This is a genomic window from Rhizobium subbaraonis, from assembly GCF_900220975.1.
Lineage (GTDB): Bacteria > Pseudomonadota > Alphaproteobacteria > Rhizobiales > Rhizobiaceae > Mycoplana > Mycoplana subbaraonis.
On the sequence record NZ_OBQD01000014.1, the window covers coordinates 92,043 to 117,632 of the forward strand.

At 63.2% G+C, this 25,590-nt stretch carries 21 protein-coding genes and 1 pseudogene; 9 read left to right on the forward strand and 13 right to left on the reverse strand.

The window, feature by feature from the left end; all coding sequences use genetic code 11:
- Positions 1 to 173 precede the first annotated feature (173 nt).
- On the forward strand, positions 174 to 1,652 hold the full coding sequence (locus CRO48_RS21005) for a glycosyl transferase family protein (RefSeq protein WP_097141818.1): 1,479 nt from the start codon (positions 174 to 176) through the stop codon (positions 1,650 to 1,652).
- 104 nt (positions 1,653 to 1,756) lie between these two features.
- Here CRO48_RS21005 and CRO48_RS21010 read toward each other — a convergent pair whose 3' ends face one another.
- On the reverse strand, positions 1,757 to 2,704 hold the full coding sequence (locus CRO48_RS21010) for a 2-hydroxyacid dehydrogenase (RefSeq protein ID WP_097141819.1): 948 nt from the start codon (positions 2,702 to 2,704) through the stop codon (positions 1,757 to 1,759).
- A pseudogene (locus tag CRO48_RS21015) lies at positions 2,701 to 2,964 on the reverse strand (ABC transporter ATP-binding protein); the annotation flags it as partial. The gene CRO48_RS21010 and the pseudogene CRO48_RS21015, both read right to left, overlap by 4 nt.
- Before the next feature lie 249 nt (positions 2,965 to 3,213).
- Between CRO48_RS21015 and CRO48_RS21020 the strand changes: the two are divergent.
- Complete coding sequence (locus CRO48_RS21020) at positions 3,214 to 4,107, forward strand: helix-turn-helix domain-containing protein (RefSeq protein WP_210202012.1); 894 nt, start codon at positions 3,214 to 3,216, stop codon at positions 4,105 to 4,107.
- 64 nt (positions 4,108 to 4,171) lie between these two features.
- Here CRO48_RS21020 and CRO48_RS21025 read toward each other — a convergent pair whose 3' ends face one another.
- Entirely contained in the window at positions 4,172 to 6,292 is a 2,121-nt protein-coding gene (locus CRO48_RS21025) for a TonB-dependent siderophore receptor (protein ID WP_097141821.1), read from the reverse strand.
- Between the two features lie 299 nt (positions 6,293 to 6,591).
- Between CRO48_RS21025 and CRO48_RS21030 the strand changes: the two genes are divergently transcribed.
- The 4 genes from CRO48_RS21030 to CRO48_RS21045 are packed head-to-tail and all read left to right on the forward strand — an operon-like array spanning position 6,592 to position 10,464.
- Positions 6,592 to 7,602 (forward strand): iron-siderophore ABC transporter substrate-binding protein, encoded by a 1,011-nt coding sequence (locus CRO48_RS21030; protein WP_097141822.1) that lies wholly within the window; start codon positions 6,592 to 6,594, stop codon positions 7,600 to 7,602.
- Positions 7,603 to 7,652: 50 nt separating this feature from the next.
- Positions 7,653 to 8,630, forward strand: coding sequence for a FecCD family ABC transporter permease (locus tag CRO48_RS21035; protein ID WP_245423617.1), 978 nt, complete (start codon positions 7,653 to 7,655; stop codon positions 8,628 to 8,630).
- 2 nt (positions 8,631 to 8,632) lie between these two features.
- Entirely contained in the window at positions 8,633 to 9,667 is a 1,035-nt protein-coding gene (locus CRO48_RS21040; protein WP_097141824.1) for a FecCD family ABC transporter permease, read from the forward strand.
- Positions 9,664 to 10,464, forward strand: coding sequence for an ABC transporter ATP-binding protein (locus tag CRO48_RS21045; protein WP_097141825.1), 801 nt, complete (start codon positions 9,664 to 9,666; stop codon positions 10,462 to 10,464). The genes CRO48_RS21040 and CRO48_RS21045 overlap by 4 nt, the downstream gene beginning before the upstream one ends.
- 345 nt (positions 10,465 to 10,809) lie before the next feature.
- On the opposite strand, the gene CRO48_RS21050 is transcribed toward CRO48_RS21045, so the two are convergent.
- A complete protein-coding gene (locus tag CRO48_RS21050; RefSeq protein WP_097141826.1) occupies positions 10,810 to 11,496 on the reverse strand; it encodes a hydrolase in 687 nt (228 codons plus the stop codon).
- 110 nt (positions 11,497 to 11,606) lie between these two features.
- Complete coding sequence (locus CRO48_RS21055) at positions 11,607 to 12,539, reverse strand: ring-cleaving dioxygenase (protein ID WP_097141887.1); 933 nt, start codon at positions 12,537 to 12,539, stop codon at positions 11,607 to 11,609.
- A gap of 116 nt (positions 12,540 to 12,655) precedes the next feature.
- Between CRO48_RS21055 and CRO48_RS21060 the strand changes: the two genes are divergently transcribed.
- Positions 12,656 to 13,555 carry a LysR family transcriptional regulator gene (locus tag CRO48_RS21060; protein WP_097141827.1) on the forward strand — a complete coding sequence of 300 codons (900 nt, stop codon included), beginning with the start codon at positions 12,656 to 12,658 and terminating at the stop codon, positions 13,553 to 13,555.
- Positions 13,556 to 13,604: 49 nt separating this feature from the next.
- On the opposite strand, the gene CRO48_RS21065 is transcribed toward CRO48_RS21060, so the two are convergent.
- The 8 genes from CRO48_RS21065 to CRO48_RS21100 all read right to left on the reverse strand — a co-directional run bounded on the left by CRO48_RS21065 (position 13,605) and on the right by CRO48_RS21100 (position 21,127).
- Entirely contained in the window at positions 13,605 to 14,504 is a 900-nt protein-coding gene (locus CRO48_RS21065) for a ribokinase (RefSeq protein ID WP_097141828.1), read from the reverse strand.
- Between the two features lie 21 nt (positions 14,505 to 14,525).
- Positions 14,526 to 15,005 (reverse strand): MarR family winged helix-turn-helix transcriptional regulator, encoded by a 480-nt coding sequence (locus tag CRO48_RS21070; RefSeq protein ID WP_097141829.1) that lies wholly within the window; start codon positions 15,003 to 15,005, stop codon positions 14,526 to 14,528.
- A gap of 192 nt (positions 15,006 to 15,197) precedes the next feature.
- Positions 15,198 to 16,511, reverse strand: coding sequence for an MFS transporter (locus CRO48_RS21075; protein WP_097141830.1), 1,314 nt, complete (start codon positions 16,509 to 16,511; stop codon positions 15,198 to 15,200).
- 126 nt (positions 16,512 to 16,637) lie between these two features.
- Complete coding sequence (locus CRO48_RS21080) at positions 16,638 to 17,666, reverse strand: hypothetical protein (RefSeq protein ID WP_003526874.1); 1,029 nt, start codon at positions 17,664 to 17,666, stop codon at positions 16,638 to 16,640.
- Between the two features lie 57 nt (positions 17,667 to 17,723).
- Positions 17,724 to 18,359, reverse strand: coding sequence for an N-carbamoylsarcosine amidohydrolase (locus tag CRO48_RS21085; protein WP_097141831.1), 636 nt, complete (start codon positions 18,357 to 18,359; stop codon positions 17,724 to 17,726).
- 10 nt (positions 18,360 to 18,369) lie between these two features.
- Positions 18,370 to 19,122 (reverse strand): maleate cis-trans isomerase family protein, encoded by a 753-nt coding sequence (locus CRO48_RS21090; protein ID WP_097141832.1) that lies wholly within the window; start codon positions 19,120 to 19,122, stop codon positions 18,370 to 18,372.
- A gap of 71 nt (positions 19,123 to 19,193) precedes the next feature.
- Entirely contained in the window at positions 19,194 to 19,994 is an 801-nt protein-coding gene (locus CRO48_RS21095) for an alpha/beta fold hydrolase (protein WP_097141833.1), read from the reverse strand.
- Positions 19,991 to 21,127, reverse strand: coding sequence for an FAD-dependent monooxygenase (locus tag CRO48_RS21100; RefSeq protein WP_097141834.1), 1,137 nt, complete (start codon positions 21,125 to 21,127; stop codon positions 19,991 to 19,993). The genes CRO48_RS21095 and CRO48_RS21100 overlap by 4 nt, the downstream gene beginning before the upstream one ends.
- Before the next feature lie 425 nt (positions 21,128 to 21,552).
- Between CRO48_RS21100 and CRO48_RS21105 the strand changes: the two genes are divergently transcribed.
- Entirely contained in the window at positions 21,553 to 22,053 is a 501-nt protein-coding gene (locus tag CRO48_RS21105; protein WP_097141835.1) for a (2Fe-2S)-binding protein, read from the forward strand.
- On the forward strand, positions 22,050 to 25,586 hold the full coding sequence (locus CRO48_RS21110; protein WP_097141836.1) for a molybdopterin cofactor-binding domain-containing protein: 3,537 nt from the start codon (positions 22,050 to 22,052) through the stop codon (positions 25,584 to 25,586). The genes CRO48_RS21105 and CRO48_RS21110 overlap by 4 nt, the downstream gene beginning before the upstream one ends.
- Positions 25,587 to 25,590: the final 4 nt, after the last annotated feature.

The following is a 25,590-nucleotide window of genomic DNA, read 5'->3' on the forward strand; positions in this document are numbered from 1 at the left end:
TTGCCATTCATTCTCAACCGCGCCCCGACTTCACATTCACGTCATTCGCGACGTTTAAACTGGAGATTTTTTATCCAGTTACTTAGTGCGAACCGAACGGGCAACGCGGTTGTTTTAGACTCATTATAAATTCGAAAAATCGCAAATCGCATCGTACGACGTCGGGGATCACCATGAGCAAAGTCCAGGAAAAATCAGAGCCCAAGCGATCGGTCCGTCCCGCCGACCTGCGGTTGCTGATGGTGTTCGATGCGCTCATGCGGGAGGGCAGCGTGGCAAGGGCCGCAGCCAGCATGGGCCTGCAGAGCCCGGCCGTCAGCCGCATGCTGGGGCAATTGCGCGAAATCTACGGCGACCCCCTATTTCTGCGGACGGGAAAGGGGCTGCGGCCGACGCCGCTCGCAGATAGCGTGCGCCTGCGGCTTCGCGCACTTGCGACCGAGGTCGACAGTCTTTTTGCCCCGGCAGCCGTTCCGAAACCCGCCGGGAACGATCCTTCCATCGGTTGGGAGGGACCGGCGCTGATCGAGGCGCCGCCGCTTGCCGTTCAACCCAACGACGTCCTTGAAGGCGCACCGACGCCGATTTCGATTGCGACCAAACTGGCGGGAATTGGCCACAACGCCAATCCGCAACGTCGTCTTGCAAAATACATCGCCACCACCTGCGCCGGGCAGGGGCACAGCCGGCCGCTGGCGATCGATGAAGCCGAGGATGCGCTGGGGATCATCCTGCGCGGCGAGGCCGACCTTCTCCAAATCGGGGCGCTGCTGTCGACCCTGCAGTTCAGGGGCGCAACGGCCACGGAGCTGGCGGGCTTCATTCGTGCGGCACGGCTGCAGATGGGAGCGCAGGAAGCGGCCGCAAGCCGGGCGGACCTCGACTGGCCGGCCTACATTTCTCCCAAGGTCAGGACAGCGCCCTGGTTCATCCAGGCGGCAAGGCTCGTGGCCTCGGCCGGGTATCGCGTGCTCCTGCATGGCCATTTCGGGGCGGGCTCGGAGGCGGGCAAGCTCGAGCTCGCCGCCCAGCTGACCGGAATACCGGTGTGCTCGTCGATAGAGGGGGCAGAGCGCGCGCTGGACGACGCAGGCATTGCCTATATGCCACTGGCCGCCTTCGCCCCGCAACTACAGCGCCTTATCGGGCTTTATCCGCTACTGGAGATGCGTCTGCCCATCAACGCGATGACGCATCTGCTGAACCCGCTTTCGGCACCCGCAGTCGTTCTCGGGGTGTCACGCGCGTCCAGCCAGGACATCCAGCGCGACACGGCCAAGCTGCTGGGCATCCCGAACCTCGCCATCGTCGGCAACACCCGCGACATTGCGCAGTTCGCGCCCTTCCGTCCCACGGTCATCCATCGGCTGGTCGATGGTGAGGCAGTCGACACGTTCGTTCCGATGCGGCCGACCCCCGCGCGCCTCATGCCGACCGGGATGAATGCCAGAGAATACTGGCATGCCGTTTGGCGCGGGGCGGCCCGCGACGAGGCGGCGGAGACGGTCATCGTAACGACGGCGGCCGTCGCGCTGATGGCTCTGAAAAATGGTAATGCCGCCCATTTTGACGCGGCGGTGGCGTACGCGACGGAACTCTGGAAACGGCGCGCAGTCCGCACCACGGAGCGCAAGGTCAAAGCCGGGGGATGACGGGCGAGCTTAAGACGTGTCGCGGCTATTTGGAGCCGTTCTGTTGGCTTGTCTTGTGACAGTTTCCCCACTGCTTCGCCTGACCCCTGGCGACGCGCTGGTCGTCAGTTGACCGGCGTCAGCAGCGGCCTGCCGGCGAAAAACGCCGCCAGATTGTCGATGACGAGTCGCGCCATCCGATCCCGCGTTTCCTCCGTGCCGCTGGCGTGATGCGGATAGAGCACCACATTGTCCAGCGAAGCGAAGGCCGGATCGGGATTGGGCTCGTTCAGATAGACGTCGAGCCCGGCCGAAGCGATCCGCCCTTCCTGCAGGGCGCGGATCAACGCCGGTTCGTCCACGACGGTCCCGCGGGAGATGTTGACGAGGCTGCCGGAAGGTCCGAGCGCGTCGAGCACGGCGGCGGAGATGAGTCCCTCCGTCTCCGGGCCGCCGGGCGTTGCCACGAGCAGGATGTCCGCCCATTCGGCCAGCTTCACCGGATCGTCGAAGTAGGAATAGTCGATCCCGGCCTTCTGCGACCGGCCGTAATAGCCGATCGTCAAGCCGACGGCCTCGCAGCGTCTGGCGATCGCAAGCCCGATCCGTCCGAGGCCGACGATGCCTGCCTTCTTGCCGGCCGTCGAGGTGGTGAGCGGCATCATGCCGAGGCGGCCCCAGTCGCCGGAGCGGACATAGCGGTCACCCGCCACCAGCCGGCGTCGCGCGGCGAGCATCAGGAGCAATGCCATGTCGGCGACGTCGTCGAGAAGCACATCGGACGTATTGGTCAAGGTGATGCCGCGCCGCGTCATGGCGCCGACGTCCATCTGGTCGTAGCCGGCCGAAGAGCAGGCGGCGAGCTTCAGCGCAGGTAGCTTTGCAAGAAAGGTGTCGTCGATTGTCACGTGCCCGTTCACGACCATGGCGGTGCATTTGGGGCCGACCTCGACCAGCAGGGCGTCCCTCGCGTCGCCGGTCAGAAGATCGAGGCGATGAACAGAATAGGCTTCCTCCAGCATCGCCATCTGGCGGGGACGAAGGGGATAGGCGACCAGTACGTCGGGCTTCATGCGGGAACGAGTCCTTCTTCAGGGTTGCGTGCAGCGCGCCGGGCGGCCTGGATCTCGGGATCCGGATCGAGGCTGGCCGCGAGGAGCGCACGGGCATAGGACTCTTCAAGAGCCTCGAAGATCTGGCGCACGGTGCCCTCCTCCACAATCTCGCCTGCCTTCATGACGATGACGCGATTGGCGAAGTCCCGTATTACCGGCAAATCGTGGGCGATGAAAAGATAGGACATGCCGAACTCGCGCCGCAGCCCGACTAGGAGGTTTGCTCTGCTGCCGCGAGGAGACAATCACGGGGGCAATCAGTTGGCGCTTTCTGTGAACCCTTTCCAAGGGGCAAAAAAGCTTGCGACGGCTACAAAACATGATAATCGTTATCATGTTATAGGCCGTGATCGGCGTATTGTTTCCGAAATGCAGTTCGAAAAGTTGACTGGGATGACATCCTTCGGCGCGAGACCCGTCAAAGCAGATATTGCGCCTCGCCTATCTGATATGGACGGCTTGCGACATTGAACTACCGTCATTCCATGACGTGCCACACCGAAGGCATCCGGCTGAATGCGCCGGTCAGATGGCGGGGGCTGGACGGTCTCGTCGGCGTCTTCTGGGACGCGGAGGCTCATTCAGGAGCGAGTGGCTATTATCTCTCGCCCGATCCGCGCATCGTGATTTTCTTCAACGATGTGTCCTCCCAGATCCGCATATCCAATCGGAACGCCGAATTCGAGCGGCACCATCGCCCGATGACGCGGGCGATCTACGTGCCCGCCGGCGTCCCCATGTGGACGAGGTTTACCGCCGCGCATCGCTTTTCCCACCTGGATCTGCACCTCCACAAGGACCGGCTGCTTCGGTTCCTGGCACCGTCCGTGGGGGCGTCGGCCGCGTTGTCGGCCCTGCGCCGCCCGGTCGAAATCCAGGATGTCGGAGCGATCGAGACCCTGGCGGGGCTACTTGTCAGCGAAGTGGCAAACCCGTCGAAGCATGCAGTGTATACTGAAAGCCTCGTGGGCAGCATCGTTGCCGGCCTTCTCGACATCCCCACGCCCGACGACGCGCACACGAATGGCAGGCTGACCCAGGGGCAGATGAACAAGCTCGTGGCGCGGATCGACGGCCGCGGCGATTGCCGCATGACGGTTGCCGAAATGGCAGGTACGGTCGGCCTGTCGGAAAGCTGGTTTGCCAACGTCTTCAAGCAGACCACCGGCCAGACGCCGCTGCAATGGCAGCTGGGAAGGCGGATCGATCTTGCGAAGAAGCTCCTGTCGGAGAGCGAGCTGACCATCGCCGGCGTTGCCGCCCAGCTCGGCTTTTCCGATCAGGCACATCTCACGAAAGTGTTCCGGCAGATCGCAGGCGAAACCCCGGCCGCCTGGCGGCGCTTGCATCAGACCCGCTAGTCCCCTTTTGTGCCGCTTGGGATGCCCATCCGAAATGGATTCGGATGGGCCGATCGGATCCGCCTTACCAGGTCTGGCGTAGCGTGGCGAAGATCGTGCGGCCCGGATTGTAGAAATCGGCTCCGAAACCGCCATTGGCCACGTACTTCTTGTTGAAGACGTTGCTGATATTCAACTCCAGTGCGGTGTTTTGGGCGAGCTTGTAGGTGGCAGCCGCGTCGAAGACGACGCTGCCTCCGGTGCCGTTAATATTCTCCGCGGTAAAGTAGTACGAGCCCGTGTAGCGTGCGCCCGCGCCGACGGTCAGATCCCCGCGACTTCCGTTGCCTTCGAGCTCATAGTTGAGCCAGAGCGAGGCAATATGCTTCGGCACGAGCTGCATCCGGTTGCCCTCGTTGCCGGCGGAACCGTTCTCGACAATCTCGGAATCGAGATAGGAGTAGGCGGCAATCAGGCTGAAGCCGTTCTTCAGCTCCGCCTTTGCCTCAAGGTCCAGACCGCGGACCCGAACCTCGCCGATTGTGGACGGCAGCAGCGTGTCGGGATTCGTCACGGTGATGTTGTTCTTCGTCAGGTCGTACACGGCTGCGCTGAACAAGGCCGGGAACTCGTCGGGGCGGTACTTCACGCCGACCTCGACCTGCTCCCCGCGCTCCGGTTCAACACCGATCTCAGGTGGCGCGACCGACTGCGCATAGCTGGCATATGTCGCGATCTGTTCCGTCACCTTGTAGGTGAGCCCCACCCGGCTGGTGAACTCGCTGTTATCGCCCTTTGCGGGAGTGCCGGTGAGCCTGTTCGTCTGCGTCGTATCGATCCAGTCGTTGCGAAGTCCGACAGTGGCGATGAACCGCTCCGCGAAGGTCAGATCCTGCTGGACGTAGATTGCCTTGGTGGTCTGATCGCTGCCGATACTGTCGATCAACGCGAGCGACGACGGCGCTCCGGTGTAGACCGGGTTGTTCCAGTCGATGCCGGGCGCAGGTCCCCAGTAGGTGTCGTTGTCGGAGGATAGGTCATTGTACTCGACGCCCACCAGGCTGCGGCTCTCGACATTGTCGAAACTTGCCTCGTATTGCAGCCGCGCGTCGATGACGAAATTCCTGGCGGAATAGTCGTTGGCAAAGAAAGACCGGTCGGCGATCGTCGAACCGTCGGTCGGCGTGGCGGAAAGATAGGCGTAGCCGAAATCGGTCCTGGTGTCGCTGTAGCGCGCATTGGAGCTGAATGTCAGCCCCGAGCCGAAGTCGTGATCGAGCATGACGCTGACGGTATCCCGGTCGGTTCCGCGATAGTTGAAATCCGGCTCGCCAAAAAAGCGGCTTCTGTCGAAGTTCGTTCCGACCGGATGGCCGCCGCTGCCGGGAACGCCGTCACGGTCGAGGCGATCGTAGACGACGGTGAGACTGGTCGCATCGGTAGGCCGCCATGTCAGTCCCCCCATGAAGAACTTCTCGTCGTCCCGGGAATAATCGTATTCCGCCTTGGCGTCCTTGAACTTGCCGGTGAAACGATAGGAGAGCGTATCGTCGCTGGTCAGGTTGTCACCGAAGTCGAAGCCGGTTTCGGCGCGGTCATAGGAGCCGCCGGTGGCGTAGACTTCGCCGAACTTCTCGCTCTTCGGCCGCTTGGTCACGTAGTTGACCGAGCCACCCGGATCGGACACGCCAAATACGGTGGAATTCGCTCCCTTCAGCACTTCGATGCGCTCATAGGCATAGGGTTCTTCGCGCACGCCGCCGAAGGAGCTGCCCAGTGGCAGGCCGTCACGATAGGTGTAGGCGTCAAATCCGCGGATCGTGAAGAAGTCGTAGCGGTCGTCCGAGCCGTAAAAGTCCGCAGTGACGCCAGCGGTATACTGCAGGGCCTGCTCGATTGTTTCCGCGCCGCGTTCCTGGATTTCCTTGGCCGTGATCACCGATATGGAAGCGGGCGTATCGAGGATGTCGGTCGGCAGCTTGCTGCCGCTCGACGTCGTGGTCGCGACGATGGACTTGGAATCGTCGTCTCCGTCTGCTCCCTCGACGGTGATCGTTTCGAGTACGGTGGCGTTATTGGACCTATTGGCTTCCTGGGCGTGAGAACCGGTCGGCGTCAAGGCGATTAGTGCCGTACCCAGAAGGAGCGCGTCGCGATAGCGCATGCGCGCCTGCCGCTGATGGCCGCCATTCGATTCGTTGCTCATGATCAATTCCCAGACATTGATGTTGCGGTTGCCGGCGCGACCGCACGGTTTTCTTGAAGATCAGGCCCGGGGCATGCCCGCGCATTGAGGGACCAGGCGTCGACATGAAGTAGACGACTGGAACCACCTTGACCGGCTGATAACTTGAGAAGCTTTGTCCGGTATTGTAATTTTCCGTGTCTTTGTAGGAAACCCCGGAAAGTTTGCCGCTCTGTGGCATCGTGCCTGGCCGCAGGCTTGACGGGACTTTTTGAACCTGAAACTGAAAGTCCACTTAAACCGGACTGAGAGCTTTGCCAATGCTGCGCATCTTTGGTTTTTCCCTACCACTGGCTGCGGTGTGGCTGACGATTGCGGCGGTCGGCTGCGCCTGGGCGGGCGAAGGCACGACCTACCCGATCGTCATCAAGCATGCCCTGGGAACGACGACCATCGACAGGAAACCCGAGCGCGTCGCGACCGTCGCCTGGGCCAATCACGAGGTTCCGCTTGCGCTCGGGATCGTGCCCGTTGGTTTTGCCGCGGCCAATTTCGGCGACGACGACGGTGACGGGCTTCTCCCCTGGGTGTCGGAAAAGCTGGATGAACTGGGCGCGGGCAAGCCGGTCCTGTTCGACGAGGGGGACGGTATCGATTTCGAGGCGGTCGCCGCCACCAATCCCGATGTCATCCTCGCGTCCTACTCCGGCCTCAGCCAGGCCGACTATGACACGTTGAGTCAGATCGCGCCGGTTGTCGCCTATCCGCAATCTCCCTGGTCGACGGACTGGCGCGAGATGATCCGGCTGAACAGCGCTGGTCTGGGCATGTCCGCAGAGGGCGAAGGGCTGATCGCACGCATCGAAGACGAGATCGCCCGCGCACTCTCCATGCATCCCGGATTAAAGGGAAAGTCGGCCATGTTCGTGACGCATCTCGACACGAACAACCTGAGCATCGTCAATTTCTACACGGCGAACGACACCCGCGTTAAGTTCTTTGCAGACCTTGGATTGCACGCGCCCAAGAGCGTCGTCGAAGCCACGACGCCCGGTCAGTTCGCGGCAGGTGTCAGCGCCGAGCGGGTCGACGCATTTGATGACGTCGACATAGTCGTCACCTATGGCGGGCAGCCGCTGCTCGACGCCGTGCGCGCCGATCCGCTGCTTTCGAAGATGCCCGCCGTTGCCAGTGACGCCATCGTCATGCTCGGCCAGAATCCGGTAGGCACGGCCGCAAACCCGACGCCGCTTTCGATATCCTGGGTATTGAAGGACTACGTCGATCTGCTCGCCGCGGCGGCGGTAAAAGCGGCCGGAACGGCGAAATGATCTCCGAAAGCATAGGCGGGGCCGTCGCCCCGCGAGCGGGTGGGAACAGGATGCTGTGGCTGGCGGTCGTTGCCGCGGTACTTGTCCTGCTCTGCATCCTCTCCGTGGCGATCGGAACGCGGGAGGTCGCCTGGGCCGACATTGTCGCTGCGATCGGTGGCCGGGAAGATACCATCGCGCAAGCCGCCGTCGCGATGCGGATCCCGCGGACGCTGCTGGCGCTTCTTGCGGGCGCGGCCCTCGGCCTGGCCGGAGCGATCATGCAGGGTGTTACGCGCAATCCTCTCGCCGATCCGGGTATCCTCGGCGTCAACATGGGTGCGTCGCTGGCGGTGGTTGTCGGGGTGGCCTGGTTCAACATCGCCTCGGCCGACGCCTATATCTTTGCAGCCGTTCTGGGAGCCGGCGCTTCGGCGGTCTTCGTCTACGCCATCGGTTCGCTGGGACGAGGCGGAGCCACGCCCTTGAAGCTGGCGCTTGCTGGGGCAGCCACCTCGGTCGCGTTCTCTTCCCTGGTCATCGCCCTGGTGCTGCCACGCAACGACATTGCAGGCGGTATCCGCGCCTGGCAGATCGGCGGCGTGGGCGGCGCGACCTTCGAGCGCATGTCCCACGTGCTGCCGTTTCTTGTCGCGGGCTTCATCATCAGCCTGCTCTCGGCGCGGAAACTGAATTCGCTGGCCCTGGGCGACGACCTTGCCGCCGGTCTCGGCGAACGCGTCGCGCTGGCCCGGGCGTTCGCCGCCTTCGGCGCGATCCTGCTGTGCGGCGCCACGACGGCCGTCTGCGGGCCGATCGGCTTTCTCGGGCTGGTAGTCCCGCATCTGTGCCGGTTGCTGGTGGGGGTCGATCACCGCTGGCTGCTGCCGTTTTCAGCAGTGGCGGGTGCCTGTCTGCTTCTCGGCGCCGACATCGTCGGGCGGATCATCGCCCGTCCGGCGGAGCTGGACGTGGGCATCGTGACGGCGTTCGTCGGTGCGCCGTTCTTCATCTGGGTCGTCCGGCGGCAGCGGGTTCGGGAGCTGTGACGATGCTATCCCCGATCGTAGAGGCGCTCACCGAGGGCCGCAACCGCCGCGTTCGACGCTACAGGTTCGCGATTGCGGTGCTTCTGACCCTTGTGGCGGCATTGTTCATCCTGACGCTTTCGCTGGGACAGTCCTTCACGCCTCCTTCGGACGTCATTCGCGTGCTGCTCGGCAAGGACGTGCCGGGGGCGAGCTTCACTGTCGGGCAATTGCGGTTGCCGCGTGCCCTGCTCGCGATCCTGGCGGGTCTGAGCTTCGGCCTCGGCGGCGTCGCCTTCCAGATCATGCTGCGCAATCCGCTGGCAAGCCCCGACATCATCGGCATCAGTCTGGGCGCGAGTGCCGCCGCCGTCTTTGCCATCGTCGTTCTGCAGCTGAAGGGGCCAGTCGTCCCGGTCTTTGCCGTGTTGGCCGGCCTTGGTGTGGCGCTTCTGGTGTATGGGCTGTCGTATCGCAACGGGGTCGCCGGAACCCGGCTCATTCTGATCGGCATCGGCGTGTCGGCCATGCTGGAGAGCTTCATCGCCTACATTCTGTCGACCGCCCCTGCCTGGAGCCTGCAGGAGGCGATGCGCTGGCTGACGGGCAGCGTCAACGGCGCGCAGCTCGGGCAGGCGCTTCCGCTTGTTCTGGCGTTGGCCGTCTTCGGGGGGCTGCTGCTTTCCCGCATGCGCGACCTGGAGGCCCTCAGGCTCGGCGAGGACACGGCGGCCGCTCTTGGCGTTCCGGTCGCCAGAACGCGCGTCCTGATTATCGTTGCCGCTGTGGGGATGATCGCCAGCGCGACGGCGATAACCGGGCCGATCGCCTTCGTCGCGTTCCTGTCCGGGCCGATCGCCGCCCGTATCGTCGGGAGCAACGGATCGCTTCTCATTCCGTCGGCATTGATCGGCGCCACACTCGTGCTGGCGGGCGACTATTGCGGACAGTTCCTGCTGCCCGGCCGCTATCCGGTGGGCGTCATTACCGGCGCGCTCGGGGCGCCCTACCTGATTTTCCTGATCGTGCGCGTCAACCGCGCCGGAGGCTCGCTATGACCATACGCACGCTTACCGCACATGAGCTGTCGGCAGGCTACGGCGACAGCGTTGTTCTGGAAGGGCTGGACCTCGCCGTTCCGCCCGGCGGGATTACCGTGATCGTCGGTGCCAATGCCTGCGGCAAGTCTACGTTGCTGCGGACGATGTCGCGCCTGATCTCCCCGAAGAAAGGGCACGTGCTTCTCGACGGCAAGTCGATCCACCGGACCCCGCCGCGCGAACTTGCGCGAACGCTCGGCCTTCTGCCCCAATCTCCGATCGCTCCGGAAGGCATATCGGTGGCCGACCTTGTCAGCCGCGGAAGGCATCCCCATCAGGCGATGTTTTCGCGCTGGACGCGCAAGGATGACGAGGCCGTGGCGGCTGCGCTCGAGGCGACGAAAACCGTAGAGCTGGCGGAAAGGCCGGTGGACGAACTTTCCGGCGGACAACGTCAGCGGGTCTGGATCGCCATGGCGCTTGCGCAGCAGACGGAAGTGCTTCTGCTCGACGAGCCGACCACGTTCCTGGACATCAGCCACCAGGTCGAGGTGCTGGACCTGCTGACAGATCTCAACCAGTCGCGCGGAACCACCATCGTGATGGTCCTGCACGATCTCAACCTGGCGGCGCGCTATGCCGACTTTCTCGTCGCAATGGCGGATGGACGTCTGCACACCTGCGGAAAACCCGAAGACGTGCTGACCGAACAAATCGTGCGCAAAGTCTTCGGCCTGGAGAGCCGCATCATCATAGACCCGACTTCCGGTCGGCCGATCATGCTGCCGATTGGCCGGCACCGGATGGCAGATTGATGCCTCCCACGGTCGTCAGGTGCGGAACACCCCTCGCCGGCCAGATCAAGATTGAGGCAAAAAAAATGGGCCATCGGAAAACCGAGGCCCATAAAGTGTGAAGGTCAAAAACCTCCAGAGGGGAACAGCTGCTGCGGCGGCACTGGGAGGAAAACCGCCATGTGCATCAGCTGCAGGCACTATGATCGTTTTTTGACCAGATGGAAAACATTTTTTGTGCAATGCAGCTATGCGGCCTCTGCGTTGCTCGAGATTGTTCGGCCGGGGCCGGAACGAACGCGGCAGAGATGCCGCGTACGATTCCAGTAAGGGCTTAACCGCTCGATGAAGGCGACGGTCTCGGGATTATTTCGCGGGGTTCGGACCGACCCGCTTACCGTGGGTGACGCGCTCGGCAGCCTTGTGAACCATGGTGTAGGCGTAGTCGATGCCCATGCCGTAGGCGCCCGAATGCTCCTTCACGAGCGAAGTGACCGCATCGTAGGTTTCACGGCGGGCCCAGTCGCGCTGCCATTCGAGCAGGACCTGCTGCCAGGTGACCGGGATGACCCCGGCCTGGACCATGCGGTCCATGGCATACTTGTGTGCGTCGACAGAGGTGCCGCCGGAGGCGTCCGCCACCATGTAGATTTCGTAATCGGTATCGTTCAGGCAAGAGAGTGCGAAGGTGGTGTTGCACACTTCGGTCCAAAGGCCGGACACGACCACCTTCTTGCGACCGTTGGCGGCATTGCGGGCAAGGGCATCGCGCACATTCTGGTCGTCCCAGGAGTTCATCGAGGTGCGCTCGAGAATGTCGTTTTCCGGGAAGACGGCCAGCAGTTCCGGATAGGTATGGCCGGAGAAGGATTCAGTCTCCACTGTCGTGATCGTCGTCGGGATGTCGAAGATCCTCGCAGCCTTCCCAAGCCCCACGACATTGTTCTTCAGTGCCTGACGGTCGATCGACTGTACGCCGAACGCCATTTGCGGCTGCTGGTCGATGAAGATGAGCTGGCTGTTTGCGGGTGTCAGGACTTCGAGCTTGGACATTTGCTTTCTCCTCTGGAGCGGGCTGTCGCAGGAGCGACGATTTCAGTGGCGGGGGATGGGCCGGCTGCCGAACTCGTCGGCAGCCATCGATAATACATGGAAGAGCGGGATCAGGCGGCCAGCGGTGTAAGGTGTGCCTCGATCCTTTCGCGGTAGGGCTCGTAGCGGGTCGGCAGCTTCAGGGCTTCGCCGAGGTGGGCCGTATCCTCGTCCCGGTTGAAACCGGGCTCGTTGGTGGCGATTTCGAACAGCACGCCGCCCGGTGTCCGGAAGTAGATCGCCCAGAAATAGTCGCGGTCGATCACCGGCGTCACCTGGTATCCCGTGTCCATCAGCGCCTTGCGGACCGCAAGCTGGGCTGCGCGATCGTCGACCGCAAAGGCGATGTGGTGCACCGAGCCCGCGCCCTGCCGTGCATAGGAGGTCTGCGACAGCGCCTCGAGGTCGATGGCATCGGCACCATTGCCCCCCGGGATGATGAAGCGCGTCACATTGCCTTCGCTTTCAGCCTTCTGGTAACCCATGAAGCCGAGCAGCTCGGCGGTGGCGTCGGCCTCGTGCAGCCGCAGCCTTGCACCCGAGAAGCCGCGGATCGCCGTTTCGTCCTGAATGCCGGCGCCGGTCCAGGGCTTGCGGAGGTCGCCCTCCGTTTCGATCAGGGCCAGGCCCTCGCCGTCCGGCCCGTCGAAGCGAAGCCTGCGAGCACCGAAGGTCGTATCTTCCTGGAGGCCCTTGACGCCCTGGGCGATCAGCCGCTCCTTCCAGAAGGGCAGAGAACCTGACGGAATGGAGAACTGGGTTTCGCCGACTTCGCCTACGCCTGCGCGACCGCGCATGATGTCCGGGAAGGGGAAGTAGGTCATGACGGTGCCGGCCGAACCGTTTTCATCGCCGTAATAGAGGTGATAGACGCTCGGTTCGTCGAAGTTCACCGTCTTCTTCACCCGGCGCAGGCCGAGCGTATCGGTAAAGAAGGTGTTGTTCTTTGCTGCATCGGCAGCCAGGGAGGTGACGTGATGGAGGCCCTTGATTTCGGTGATCATGGTCTTGCCTTTCTGCATCGTTGTTTGTCTTTCGATGGGGGCATACTCGTCCGATTTGACCCTGGCGTGAATTGCAATAATAATTGTGATTGAATTGCGATTTATGGAATAATCAGATGAACGACTACAAGGCTTTGCGTACCTTCCTGCTGGCAGCGGAAAAGCGGAATTTTGCCCAGGTGGCCCGGGAGCTCGACATGACGCCGGCGGCGGTGACGCGGGCAATCGCGGCACTTGAGGAGGATCTCGGCGTTCAGCTGTTCGTGCGCACGACGCGCCAGGTCTCGCTGACGACGGACGGCGCGGTCTTCGCCGCGCAGATCCAGCCGGCACTGCAGGCCCTGGAAAACGCGCGCAAAGAGGTGGTGAACGCCAACAAGGCCGACCAGGGTCGCCTGCGGATCAGCGCACCGACATGGTTCGGCACCACCATCCTGCCGCCGATCCTCTCCGGCTTCCGGGAGCGCTACCCGAAGATCAACTTCGAGGTCTCGCTTGCGGACGGCTTCGTCAACATCCTCGAGGACGATTACGACCTCGCCATCCGTATATCCTCGGCACCTTCCGACAAATTCACGATCTGGAGAAAGATAAGCCCCGTTGTGCGCATTCTCGTCGCGGCACCGGGAAGCCGCTTTGCCGCGCTTCAGCACCCGAACGAGCTGGCGCCGGACGAATGCCTTGCCTATAGCGGGGAGAGCCGGCGCGAGACCTGGAACCTCTCGGACGGCAATGCCAGCGTGACGATTTCCGCCGGCCGCGCCTTCAGCGCCAATAGCGGCGACATCCTTGCCGATATGGCGGCGGACGGAGCGGGCGTGGCAATGCTGCCGAAGTTTCACGTCGCCGAGCACCTGCGGACCGGACGGCTGGTGCATGTGCTGCCGTCATGGTCGCCGCCCGTCCTCTGGCTGACCCTCTACTACCCGCCCTACCAGGCGCTGCCGCCACGCATCGCCGCATTCTCGAAGTTTTTCGAGAGCCAGATTCCAGCCTTCATGGTAACGCTCGAATAGGCGATCGTCCCGCGCCCCCGGCTTCGAATGCCATCCCTCCCCGCCTATCTTAAAGGCGGGTCTGCACCTCGGCCATCAGGGGAATGGCTGGCTGCGCTCCAGATTTCGTGCATGCAAGAGAGCCCGCCACGACTGCGCGCCGCAATGCGGACGCGAAATCAAGGCCGGCGTCGAGAGCGGCGGCAAGATATCCGCAAAAAGTGTCGCCGGCACCTACGGTATCAACGGGTGTGATCTTCAGGCCCTCGGCGCGGTGCACGTTTCCTTCATGAATGGCCACCGCTCCGTCGGCGCCCAGCGTCACGACGAGCGTGCGGCCGGAATGCGCATGAAGCCTCTTCATTGCATCCAGCCTATGTTGTTCCGACTGAACCGGTGCGCCGACCAGCGCTTCGAACTCGGTCTCGTTTGCGACGACGATGTCGGCTGCGGCGTAGAGACGGATGGCATCGGACGTCATCGGCGCGACATTGAAGATGGAGACGACACCTTTTTCCCGCGCCGCCACAAGAGCAGCCTCGACAGCGCGCGGCGGAATTTCCATCTGCAGAACGAGCGTCTCGCCTGCATTCATCCCTTCGAGCACGGAACGCGCGTCGCTCTCTTCAACCTGACCGTTCGCTCCGGGCACGACCACGATCGCATTCTCACCACCGGCGTCCACAACCACATGGGCGGTTCCTGTGGATTGTTCGACCGCTCGCACGAGCGACAGATCGACGGAGGCGTCCTTCAGCAGGGCCAGAGCTTCGGCACCAAAGGGATCGTGGCCAACGGCTCCCGCCATGCGCACGCCCGCACCGGCGCGACGCGCCGCCAGTGCCTGATTGGCTCCCTTGCCGCCGGGCGACGCGGAGGACTGCAGGCCGGCTACCGTCTCTCCAGGGCGTGGCATCTTGCTTGCGATGGCGACGAGATCCATGTTGATGGAGCCGAAAACCGTTATCATGTCTGTCCTGCCTTATTCACATCACGGATCGCTGCTGTTGTCTTCACGCTCGGCGGTCACATCGTCCTCGCCGATTTTCCGCAGCAGGTACAGCAATGCCACCTGTTCGGCGACGTTCAGCCTGCACATGGTCTTTTCGGTAATCGTCTTCGCTTTCGGATACATTTCCTCAAGCACCGCCTCGCCCGCCGGCAGCAGCGACATGATGACTTTCCGGCCATCATTGGCATCGCGCGAAATGTCGATCAGTCCGCGCGCCTTGAGCCGGTCGACGATGCCGCGGATGGTCGCCTGATCGACGGCCGTCGCCTTGACCAGCTCGGCCTGGGAAACCGGACCCAGGTCATGCAGGGCGCAAAGCGTCACGAACTGCACCGATGTCAGGCTGGGATCGGTGGCATTGTCCTGGAAGATCGCGAGGTGCCGCTGGTAGGCCTTCCGCAACAGGTGCCCCACCTGTTCGGTTACGCGATAGCGGTCCTGCCCATCATGTTCGTCCATGTCTCTACCTACAGCCTTCGTCTGCCGATCCAGCAATATGTTCCTTCTAGACGCCGAAACACCGCAGTAAAATCGGCCCGAGGCGGATGACCCCTAAAAAAGACGTAGCGGCTGCACAAGTGCTGGCAGCACGGGCTCCTCAGCCGGCTTATCCGCGATGGTGCAGGGCACCACCGCGGACGAAACGCCGGTTCATTCGAGCGCCTGGCTCTTCGTCTCGACATCGATCAGCCAAACGCTCAGCGCCCCCAGCAGCAGAAGCCCGGAGATGATGCCCAGCGCCAGCCCGAAGCTGCTGCTCATGATCGGTGCGACGATCGAGGGCGCAAGCAGGCCGCCGAAGCGTGCTACCGAGCCTGCGGTGCCCATGCCGCTGGCGCGCAGCCCCGTCGGATAGACCTCTGGTGTGAAGGCATAGATTGCACCCCAGGTCCCAAGCAGCGCAAAGCTCATGAGGAGCGACGCGCTCACCACCACTTCCAGTGTCTGCCCCAGCCCGTATGCCAACGTGCCGACGGCGCTCAGCAGAAGGAAGCCGATCAGGGTTGGCTTGCGGCCCCACCGTTCGACGCCGTAGGCAGCCAGCGCGTAGCCGGGCAACTGGGCGATTGCCAGGAGCACCAGAAAGAGCTGACCACGGAGGAAGCCGAACCCATCATTCGCCAGCTTGACCGGCAGATAGACGAACACGCCGTAATAGGAAACCGAGATCAGCAACCAGGCCAGCATCAAGAAGACGCTTCGGCGACGGAGTTCAGGCGATAGCAGGGCGGCGAGTGATTTGCTTTCGGGCTTCTGCGGCATCAGCGGTGGAATTTCCGTGGTATTGCCGTTGGCCTTCGCAACCCGCTGGAGGACCTGACGGGCCTCCGCCGACTTTCCTTTTCGGCTGAGGTAAAGTGGCGATTCCGGCACATAGAACCGCAGCCCCACACCGATGAGGGCCGGAAGTCCGGTGACGAAGAAGATCGTTCTCCATGCCTCACCGCCTTGGCTGCCTGCAGCAAGCGCCAGAAACGCGAGTGCTACGGTGCCGACGGCCCAGAAGCCTTCAAGCAGCACGAGCCAGCGTCCGCGACGATCGGCGGGCAGGAATTCGGCCATCATCGCATAGTCGACCGGCAGCGTGCCGCCGACGCCGACACCTGTCAGAAAGCGCGCAACATAGAGCCACTGCAGGTCGGGTGCGAAGGCCGAGGCGACGCCAAACACGGCATCCAGGATAATGGCGGCAAAAAGAACCGGCCGGCGACCAATACGATCGGCGAGGCGGCCGAAAACGAAGGCGCCGATGAGCATCCCAAGAAAGAACATCGTGCCGGTCTGCAGAGCTTGCGGAACGGTAATGCCGAAACTTGCAGCAATCGATGGCGCAGTGAAGCCGATTGCCAGGACCTGCATGGCGTCCGCGGCCCAGACCAGACCGAAGATGACAAACAGGCGACGCTGGAACGTGCCGACGCCGGCGGTTTGGATTGCTTGTTCTACTGAAACTGGTGTTTGCATGGAGACCCCTCATGTCGATTGATGCCAGATTTTCTTGTCGCGCCTCGCTGTGCGCGTGCCGTGATCTATCGTCACGTTGCTGGCCGCCATCGTCGGGCGGCCAGGGACTTGTTCGGCCAGTTCGCCTCAGCCGAAGTTGTGCTGCATTTCCTTCACGGCGATGTCGCCGTCGAGCACCATCGGCTCGTCATCGAGGAAGAGGCTGCAACCGCGCATCGGAATGTCCAGATGGCATGCGGTGTCGTTCGGGCCGCCCAGCTCGTTGTTCGGGCCGGTGGAGAACATGACGTTTCCGTAGAAGGAGCGCAGTTCCATGCCCATGCCGCCGCCGAAGTCGCAAAGGCCGTGCCAGTTGGCACGGTGGTCCAACCCCCAGCCGACATGCGACATGCCCATGCCGCGCGGATCGTTGAAGGTCTTCATGTAGGACTTGATGAGGTCGGCCTCGAGGCCTCCACGGATGTCCTGAATGAAGCCCTTCTCGATCGTGTAGATGACCGGCTCGCGGACATAGATGTTGAGCGGGAGCAGGACATCCCCGGGTGCCAGAACGATCTGGCCGTCGACGCCGTCGTCGGCAGCACCCGAGAACACGAAGGCCGCCGGCCAATGGTCCCAACGGCCTGCCTCGTCGGTGCAGCCGTATTCGCCGACCGTCGGATAGACGCCCATCTTGTAGAGAACGTCGGTACCCGCTTTGCTGGTGATCCGAAGGGTCTTCGCCTTCTTCATGTATTCCACGCCGACTTCGACGCGCTCGCGAAGCTGCTTTGTCGGCATGAGCCGGCCGAGCAGCGGCGCGGGTTCGACCGCCGTCAGAACACGCGCACCGGCGGCCTGGATCGCCATCTGTTCCGGACTGAACAGAAGGAAGATCAGGTCGACCACCATGTCCGCCTTCTTCAGCGCTTCGACGGCTTCGGGGTTTCCGGCAAGCCCGGTCTGGCCGACGGCCCAGCTTCCATCGCCGGGAAGCGGAGCAGGCAGGCGCAGATGATACATGCGCGCGCCCAGACGCTGGCCGGCTGCCAAAAAGGCATCAGCGTAGTCGAGCCGCTCGTCTCCCTGCGAGAGCACGACGACCTTTTCACCTTCATGAACGCCGCTCTGCTTCAATTGCTCAAGGCACAGTTCCGTGAATACACTTCTGTCCATCTTTGTCGGTCCTCTGGTTGGCTGTTCTTGTTTTCGTTCGTAACGCTATGTCGAAGGCTACGGACAGTTCGCGCCGCCGAAGGCTGCAATCGCATCCTCGCGGGAGACGACGTCGCCGTATTTGCTGTCGATGTCGAAGAGATTGGCATTGTGCGGATCGGGATGACGGTCGCCGACGCAGTCGCCGACGACGATCGTGCGGAACCCGTGCTGGACGGCGTCCACAGCACTGGCCCGGATGCAGCCGCTTGTCGAGCAACCGGCGAGCACGACCGTATCGATACCCTGCGCATGAAGATGCGAGGCGAGGCTCGTGCCGAAGAACGCGCTGGCGTATTGCTTGACGATCACCAGTTCGCCGGCAGCCGGCACCACTTCATCGCAGAACTCGGCCAGTTCGTTGCCCTCGACCATGGCCCTCATCACCGGCGCCTTCTGGACCCATATGCCGCCGTCGGCGCAATTTTCCGCCAGATAGAGTATTCGTGTATGGATCACCGGCACGCCGGCGCGGCGGGCCGCCTCGATCAGGTGAGGCGTGCGGGCGACTGCGTCGACCACACCGGGCGCATAGAGGGGGGAACCCTCGATCGTGTAGCCCTTAAGGAAATCGATGACGAGAAGAGCCGGGCGCTGGCCGAAGCCGATGCGGTTTCCCCAGACACCCTTGTAGTTGGCTTCGGCGCTCTGCATGGCGGGCTCCTCAGTATGCGCCGGAGAGCAACGCGCCGGCACCCGGCGCTACAGCCTCGAGGCCAAGCGCCTTCAGCATGCAGTATGTCGTCGCGACCGCTGCGGTCACGACCGGCTTGCCTGTCATCGCCTCGACCTTGGCGATCACCGGCAGCGAAGGCATCTGCACGCATGCCGACAGCACGATGACGTCCACCTCGGAGAGGTCGAGCGTCTGGACGATTGCCGGAAGGTTCTCCGGATCGTGGCGGGCGACGTCGAGATTGTCCGGGATTTCCAGGGCCCGCCAATCCATGACCTCGAAGCCTTCCTCGCGAATGTAGTTCACGACGAGTTCGGTCAGCGGCTTCATGTAGGGCGCGACGACCGCGATCTTCTTGGCGTTCATCACCTTCAGGCCTTCGACCAGAGCGCCGGCGCTGGTGACGACGGGAATGTTCGTGTCGTTCTCCTGCGTGCGTCCCCTCAGCCGCGCCTCGGACTGGCGGTGATAGCCGAGGCCCATTGCCATGATGGCGACGAGGCAGGCATAGCCCAGCACATCGACGCGGGCGTCAGAGAGCTCCACGGCGCAGCGGTCGGACTCGGCGTCCATCGCCGCCAGCTCTTCCTTCACGACCTTCTTCATACGCATGCGGCTCGAATGAAAGGTGAAGCGCTCCGGGCGGATCGACTGACGCGCCGTCAGCATCGCCGGGATTTCGGTTTCCATCGTGGTGTTGGAACTGGGAACGATCTGGCCGATTCTATAGATGTTCTGCACGGAATTTGTCCTCTGGTATCAGGCTTGCATTCGAACGAAGCGGCGTCGAAAGCACGCCGCAGCCTTCATCATCAGCGGGAGAGAAAGTCACCGAGTGCGGCGAAGAAGCCGTCGAAATCATCCCAGGGGATCATGTGGCCCGCGTTCTCGACGCGGGCGATCTCGATTGCGGGGTTGAGCGCTAGCGCTTCGTCTATATCCGCCTGCTCTATCACGCCGCCGCGTCCCGCCACCATCAGCATCGCAGGAACCGAAAGCTTCGGCAGGTCGGGGAAGATGTCGTCCTTGTGGAAGTCCTCGAAGGCGGTGACGATCGCCGGTTCGTAGCAGGTATGCAGCCACTCGGCGCGCAGCTTCAGCTGTTCTTCCGTCCAGGTCGGGCAGAAGGCCTTCATGCCTTCGGCGTCGATGCCCTTCAGGGAGAGCCGGATGGAATCGACGTACCAGGGCAGCTTGCTCGGATAGGGGCGCCGCCCGGGACCGGAAACCGGGGGATCGACGAGCACGAGACGAGAAAACGCCGCAGGCTTCATGTTCGACGCACGGATCGCGATACGGGCGCCCATCGAGTGTCCGAGCAGCGCAGGAGCGTTAAGCTTCAGTGCCTCCGCAAAGTGGACAACGTCGGAGGCCATCGAATCCAGGCCGTAGTCGAGATCCGGCCCGGTCGAGGAAAGTCCCCGACCGCGAACATCCAGGACATAGACATCGTGGTTTTCCGCCAGCCGTTCCGCGACGAATCCCCAGGTGATGGCCGGGCTGGTGATGCCCGGAACAAGCACGACCGGAGTCCCCTTGCCGCCATAGCGAAGGTAGTGCTGGCGGATACCGTTGGCGAAGATATTCGCGCCGTACAAGAACTGCCCGCTCATGCTGCGCTCTCGCTCTTCAGCGGCTGCGCATAGACGTCATACCCATAAACCCAGGACGGGTCTTCCTGGTGCAGCAGGAACGTATTGGCGTTGGAGACCGTCTGAACGCGGGTGGCGCGGTCGCGGCGGTTGACCTCATAGAGCTTGAAGGCGGTGGCGTAGCCGCTGATCCCCGTCTCCTCCAGGCAGCGCGTCAGCATGGCGGCATCTTCGATCGCCATGGCAGCGCCTTGCGCCATATGCGGCTTCATCGGATGGCAGGCGTCGCCCAGCATCACCAGGCGGCCGCGGCTCCAGAGCGGCAGCGGATTGCGATTGAAGAGCGGCCACTTCGTCACCTCGTCGGTGGATTCGATGAGCGCCTGAATGATGGGATGGTAACCCTCGAACTCGGAGGCCATTTCCTCGCGGCTGCTTTCGACGAACGCCGAGTCGAACTCCCAGGCGGGATGTGGAACGCCGGTGACATAGTAGTATTCGTCACGCCGGCCGGTGGTGTAATAGACCATCATGTGACGATCCGGGCCCCACCATTTCACGCAGTCCTCGAACTCCAGGTCGAACTTCTTCAGCTTCTCGGCGGAGATCAGGGCGCGATGGCCGACCCAGCCGCTGTAGTTCGGCTTCTCGTAGCCGAGCAAAGTTTCGCGCACCTTGGAATTGATGCCGTCGGCACCGATGACGATGTCCGCGCGAACGGACGTTCCGTCTTCGAATTCCAGCATGACGTCGGTGCCGTTGTCGTCGATGCGGACCAGCTTCTTGCCGAAGTGCAGCGTGCCCGGCTTCAACTGATCGCATTGCAGTGCCTGCAGGTCGCCCCGGTGGACCGTGCAATAGGTCGCGCCATAGCCATCGAGGGGAATGCGGGACAGGTAGTCACCCGTAAGGCCGTCGCGGCTGAACCAGTGGCTCGGCGTGCTGCTGATCGCGACAACCTGCTTGTCCACGCCGAACCGCTCGAAGATCTTGAGCACGTTCGGACCCATGTGGATACCCGCTCCTAGCCGCGAAAAGCTGGGCGCCTGCTCGTAGACATCGACATCGAACCCGGAATGCTGAAGCAGAGCGCCGGCGACAGCTCCGCCGAGGCCAGCCCCGATAATTGCGATTTTCTCTTTTCTTTCCGTCATGATGACCCCCTCGCGGCGACGAACCGAATGCCGCCTTTTTGGCGTTTGCTATTGGCGCGATAATAAGCGTGTACGCTTTAAATGACAATAGCAAAATGGCGGGGTGGGCGGCAGATCACGCAGATGATTCAACTTGATGCGCTCGATTCTGTTGTTTTGTCATCCTTATTCATCATTGCCATTCATCAAGTTATAGCGTATACGCTGGTTATAAATATAAGGGGCGCACCCGGCGAGCGCGTGGCGGAAGATCGCGCGTCGCATCGGAGTGCAAATAGAAATCTGACGTCGACGGCCGTCGTCCGTCGCGGGAATGGGAGTGATTATGGCCATTATTGCCATCTTGCGCCGGGCAGAGCTCGCGCAGTCGGGCGACCGGGCACCCTGCTGTTGCGATCGGGGATGATCCGGTGGTCGCAATACCGATGCAAATCAACGTCAACGGCGAGGCCTGCAGCATCGAGGCCGATCCAAAGACGCCCCTTCTTTACATCCTGCGGAACGATCTGGCCCTGAACGGGCCGAAATACGGATGCGGGCTCGGCGAGTGCGGGGCCTGCGCGGTCCTGGTCGATGGGCGTGCAGTGCGCTCCTGCACCATACCGCTCTCGGCTATCGCAGATCGCGAGGTCATCACACTGGAAGGGTTGGCCACGGGCGAGGAACTCCATCCCGTGCAGCGTGCCTTCATCGAGGAGGCCGCCGCGCAATGCGGCTATTGTCTGAACGGAATGATCATGGCGACTGCGGCCCTTGTCGCGGCAAAGGTGAACGCCGACGAGGCCGATATTCGCGAAGCTCTGCGGCATCACCTCTGCCGCTGCGGAACACATATGGAAATCTTGGCGGCGGCGCGGCGGGCAGTGCGCTATGCGCAGTCCGAGCGTCAAGTCGCCCCGACGTCGGAAGCGGAGAAGCAGGCATGATCCGGGATGAAGAACAGTACGGATCCGCTACGGCGGCTGCCTCCGGGCAGCTCTGCGTGTACGCTGCCGGCGCCGGCGGCCGCATCTATCTTTCGATCGATCAGGCCGGTGTCGTCCGTGCCTTCAACGGTCACGTCGACCTCGGCACCGGAATACGCACTTCGCTGGCCCAGATCGTGGCCGAAGAGCTGGACGTTCCGTTCAGCCATGTCGAGATGATCCTCGGCGATACCCGGACTGGCCCGGACCAGGGTGCCACGATCGCGAGCGAAACCATTCAGGTCACGGCGATCCCGCTGCGGCAGGCGAGCGCCACGGCCAGAGCCTATCTCCTCGACAAGGCAGCGGCGCACCTCGACGCGCCAAGGGACAGGATCATCCTCGACGAGGGGATGATCCGGGGGAGCGAGGGCGAGAACTGGAACATTCCGATCGGCGACCTGATCGCCGGCGAGGACATAAGGCTGGAGATCGACCCGGATGCTCCTGTCAAGCCGGTCTCGTCCTATCGGCTGGTCGGCGCGTCGCGGCCGCGTGTCGATATCCCCGCCAAGGCGACCGGAAAATGGACCTATGTGCACGACGTGCGCGTGCCGGGCATGCTGCATGGCCGTGTTGTTCGCCCGCCTTACGCCGGCTTCGATCACGGCGACCACGTCGGAAACAGCCTGATTGCGGTGGACGAGGCATCTGTCGCTCATATCGACGGCCTCGTCGCAGTCGTGGCGATCGGGGACTTCGTCGGCGTGGTGGCCACGCGCGAGGAGAATGCGGCCGAAGCAGCGCGGAGCCTGAAGGTCGACTGGCGCCCTGCTCCCCATCAGCCGGACCTGAATTCGCCCGAGAACGCCCTTCGCGCCAATCCGGCGACGCCACGCAAGCTTGCCGACAGGGGCAATGTCGATCTCGCACTGGCGGCCAGCCCGCAACCGATGGACCGAACCTACGTCTGGCCGTACCAGATGCATGCCTCGATCGGTCCCTCCTGCGCGGTCGCGGACTATCGCGACGGTCGGCTCACGGTGTGGTCCGGTACGCAGAATCCGTTTCCGATGCGCCGCGATCTGGCCCTCCTGCTCGACATCCCCGAAGACGTCATCGTGGTGGAAAGGCTCGAGGCGGCCGGTTGCTACGGGCGCAACTGCGCTGACGACGTGACCGCCGATGCCGCCCTTCTGTCGCGCGCGGTCGGCGCGCCTGTGCGCGTCCAGCTGACCCGCGAGCAGGAGCATTCCTGGGAGCCGAAAGGTGCGGCCCAGGTGATGGATGTTCGCGGAGGTCTGGATATGGAAGGCGGGCCGGCGGCCTACGATTTCCAGACGCGATACCCCTCCAACCTCGCCCCCACGCTGCCGCTCATTCTTACGGGCAAGGTGCCCCCCATAGCGGACGTCTTGCAAATGGGGGACCGGACAGCAATCCCGCCCTACGCCTATGGCAATCTGAGGGTGACCGTCCACGACATGCCGCCGATCGCGCGCGCCTCGTGGTTTCGCGGCGTCTCTGCGATGCCGAATACGTTCGCGCACGAATGCTACGTCGATGAGCTTGCAGCCGCAGCCGGCGTCGATCCCATCGAGTACCGGCTGCGCTATCTGCACGATCCGCGCGCGGTCGACCTCGTGCGCGCGGTCGCCGAGCGGTCGAAGTGGGTTCCGCATACGACGCACGGCACGCTGGGCGGCGAAGGAGACCTGCTTTACGGGCGTGGCTTCGCCTATGCCGTCTACGTGCACGGCAAGTTTCCCGGAACCGCCGCCGCCTGGGCGGCGTGGGTGGCCGACGTCGCGGTCAACAAGAAGACCGGCGAGGTCGCGGTGACCAAGGTGATCTGCGGCCAGGATTCCGGCCTGATGATCAACCCCGACGGGGTCCGGCACCAGATCCACGGCAACATCATCCAGTCGACAAGCCGCGTGCTGAAGGAGAAGGTCGATTTCTCCTCGACCGCCGTGACCTCGAAGGAGTGGGGCGGCTATCCGCTGATCACGTTCCCGGAGGTGCCGGATATCGACGTGCTGATGATCCCAAGGCAGGACGAGCCGCCGCTCGGCGTGGGCGAATCCGCCTCCGTCCCGAGTGCGGCCGCCATTGCGAATGCCGTGTACGACGCGACCGGCATCCGCTTCCGCGAGCTGCCCTTCACGCCGGAGAAGATTCTCGCAGGGCTGAACGGCGACGAGCCGCGCCGTCCGCAAGCCGCTTCCCGGAAACGGTGGTGGCGCAACATCGGCCTGTCGGTGGCAGGCAGCGTTGCGGCTTTGTCCGGGCTGGCGACGATGGCATCGCCCTGGCGCCCGGCCATTCCGAGCATCGAGCGTCCGGGCAGCGACGTCTACAGTGCGGCGACGATCGAGCGCGGCCGCCTTGCGGCCGCGGCCGGCGCCTGCAACGTCTGTCATGTCGGGAACGACGGGACGCCATTTGCCGGAGGTCGTCGTTTCGACACGCCCTTCGGCGCCGTATATGCCACCAACATCACCCCAGATGTGGAGAACGGAATTGGCGGCTGGTCCTACACAGCCTTCGAACGTGCGATGCGCGAAGGTGTCAGCCGCGACGGGCGGCACCTCTACCCCGCCCACCCCTATACGTCCTTCGCCGGCGCAGACGACGCCGACCTGCAGGCGCTCTATGCCTATCTGACCACACAGCAGCCGGTCGCCCAGCGCGCGCCGGAAACCAAGCTGAAGTTCCCCTACAGTTTCCGGCCGATGATGGCCGGATGGAACGCCATGTTCCACAAGGCCGAGCCGTTCAAGTACGATGCGAGCCGCGACAGCCAATGGAACCGCGGCGCCTATCTGGTGGAAACGCTGGGCCATTGCTCGGCCTGCCACACCGAGCGGAATGTCCTCGGTGCGGAAAAAGGCGGTGCGGCGCATCTTTCCGGCGGCTTCGTCGACGGGTGGGAAGCACCGGCTCTGAATGCCCTCGCCAAGGGGCCTGTCGGCTGGACTGAGGACGCCTTCTTCCACTACCTGCGCAAGGGGCACTCGAACCAGCACGGCAGTGCCGCAGGGCCTATGGCCGACGTCGTCAAGGCGATGCAGCCGCTTCCCGACAGCGACATACGCGCAATGGCCAATTACCTTGCCAGCCTGAACGCCGACGCTCCCCCGGACAAGGCCGAAGCGCAGCGCGAGGCGGCCATTGCCGCCAGCAACGCCGCCAGGACCGAGGCGGCGCGGATCTCGCCGCGGGGCGAGCGCATCTTCAACGGCGCCTGCGATTCCTGCCACGGCAACGACAAGATCCTGTCGTCGCTGGCGCTGAATTCCAATCTCCATGCCGATACGCCGGACAACCTTCTGCAGGCCCTGCTGAACGGTGTCGAGGCTCCCGCCATCCTGGCGCAGACGACGGGTCGCGAGGCTCCGGAGGTCATGTCGATGCCGTCCTTCAGGCAGACACTGGACCAGCGGCAACTGGAAGACCTCGCTACCTATGTCCGCGCGCGCTTTGCGCCGGACAAGCCTGCATGGGAGGACTTTGCAGCGGCCATGCAGCGTGTTAACGCGGCATCGCATTGAAGAG

Excerpts from the sequence above, each read along its gene's own strand:
- CRO48_RS21040 (WP_097141824.1), top strand. The coding sequence starts at position 8,633 with ATGCTATCCCCGATCGTAGAGGCGCTCACCGAGGGCCGCAACCGCCGC.
- CRO48_RS21035 (WP_245423617.1), top strand. The coding sequence starts at position 7,653 with ATGCTGTGGCTGGCGGTCGTTGCCGCGGTACTTGTCCTGCTCTGCATC.
- CRO48_RS21045 (WP_097141825.1), top strand. The coding sequence starts at position 9,664 with ATGACCATACGCACGCTTACCGCACATGAGCTGTCGGCAGGCTACGGC.
- CRO48_RS21095 (WP_097141833.1), bottom strand. The coding sequence starts at position 19,994 with ATGAGCGGGCAGTTCTTGTACGGCGCGAATATCTTCGCCAACGGTATC.
- CRO48_RS21110 (WP_097141836.1), top strand. The coding sequence starts at position 22,050 with ATGATCCGGGATGAAGAACAGTACGGATCCGCTACGGCGGCTGCCTCC.
- CRO48_RS21060 (WP_097141827.1), top strand. The coding sequence starts at position 12,656 with ATGAACGACTACAAGGCTTTGCGTACCTTCCTGCTGGCAGCGGAAAAG.
- CRO48_RS21100 (WP_097141834.1), bottom strand. The coding sequence starts at position 21,127 with ATGACGGAAAGAAAAGAGAAAATCGCAATTATCGGGGCTGGCCTCGGC.
- CRO48_RS21030 (WP_097141822.1), top strand. The coding sequence starts at position 6,592 with ATGCTGCGCATCTTTGGTTTTTCCCTACCACTGGCTGCGGTGTGGCTG.
- CRO48_RS21070 (WP_097141829.1), bottom strand. The coding sequence starts at position 15,005 with ATGGACGAACATGATGGGCAGGACCGCTATCGCGTAACCGAACAGGTG.
- CRO48_RS21085 (WP_097141831.1), bottom strand. The coding sequence starts at position 18,359 with ATGCAGAGCGCCGAAGCCAACTACAAGGGTGTCTGGGGAAACCGCATC.
- CRO48_RS21010 (WP_097141819.1), bottom strand. The coding sequence starts at position 2,704 with ATGAAGCCCGACGTACTGGTCGCCTATCCCCTTCGTCCCCGCCAGATG.
- CRO48_RS21065 (WP_097141828.1), bottom strand. The coding sequence starts at position 14,504 with ATGATAACGGTTTTCGGCTCCATCAACATGGATCTCGTCGCCATCGCA.
- CRO48_RS21105 (WP_097141835.1), top strand. The coding sequence starts at position 21,553 with ATGCAAATCAACGTCAACGGCGAGGCCTGCAGCATCGAGGCCGATCCA.
- CRO48_RS21050 (WP_097141826.1), bottom strand. The coding sequence starts at position 11,496 with ATGTCCAAGCTCGAAGTCCTGACACCCGCAAACAGCCAGCTCATCTTC.
- CRO48_RS21075 (WP_097141830.1), bottom strand. The coding sequence starts at position 16,511 with ATGCAAACACCAGTTTCAGTAGAACAAGCAATCCAAACCGCCGGCGTC.
- CRO48_RS21055 (WP_097141887.1), bottom strand. The coding sequence starts at position 12,539 with ATGATCACCGAAATCAAGGGCCTCCATCACGTCACCTCCCTGGCTGCC.
- CRO48_RS21025 (WP_097141821.1), bottom strand. The coding sequence starts at position 6,292 with ATGAGCAACGAATCGAATGGCGGCCATCAGCGGCAGGCGCGCATGCGC.
- CRO48_RS21005 (WP_097141818.1), top strand. The coding sequence starts at position 174 with ATGAGCAAAGTCCAGGAAAAATCAGAGCCCAAGCGATCGGTCCGTCCC.
- CRO48_RS21080 (WP_003526874.1), bottom strand. The coding sequence starts at position 17,666 with ATGGACAGAAGTGTATTCACGGAACTGTGCCTTGAGCAATTGAAGCAG.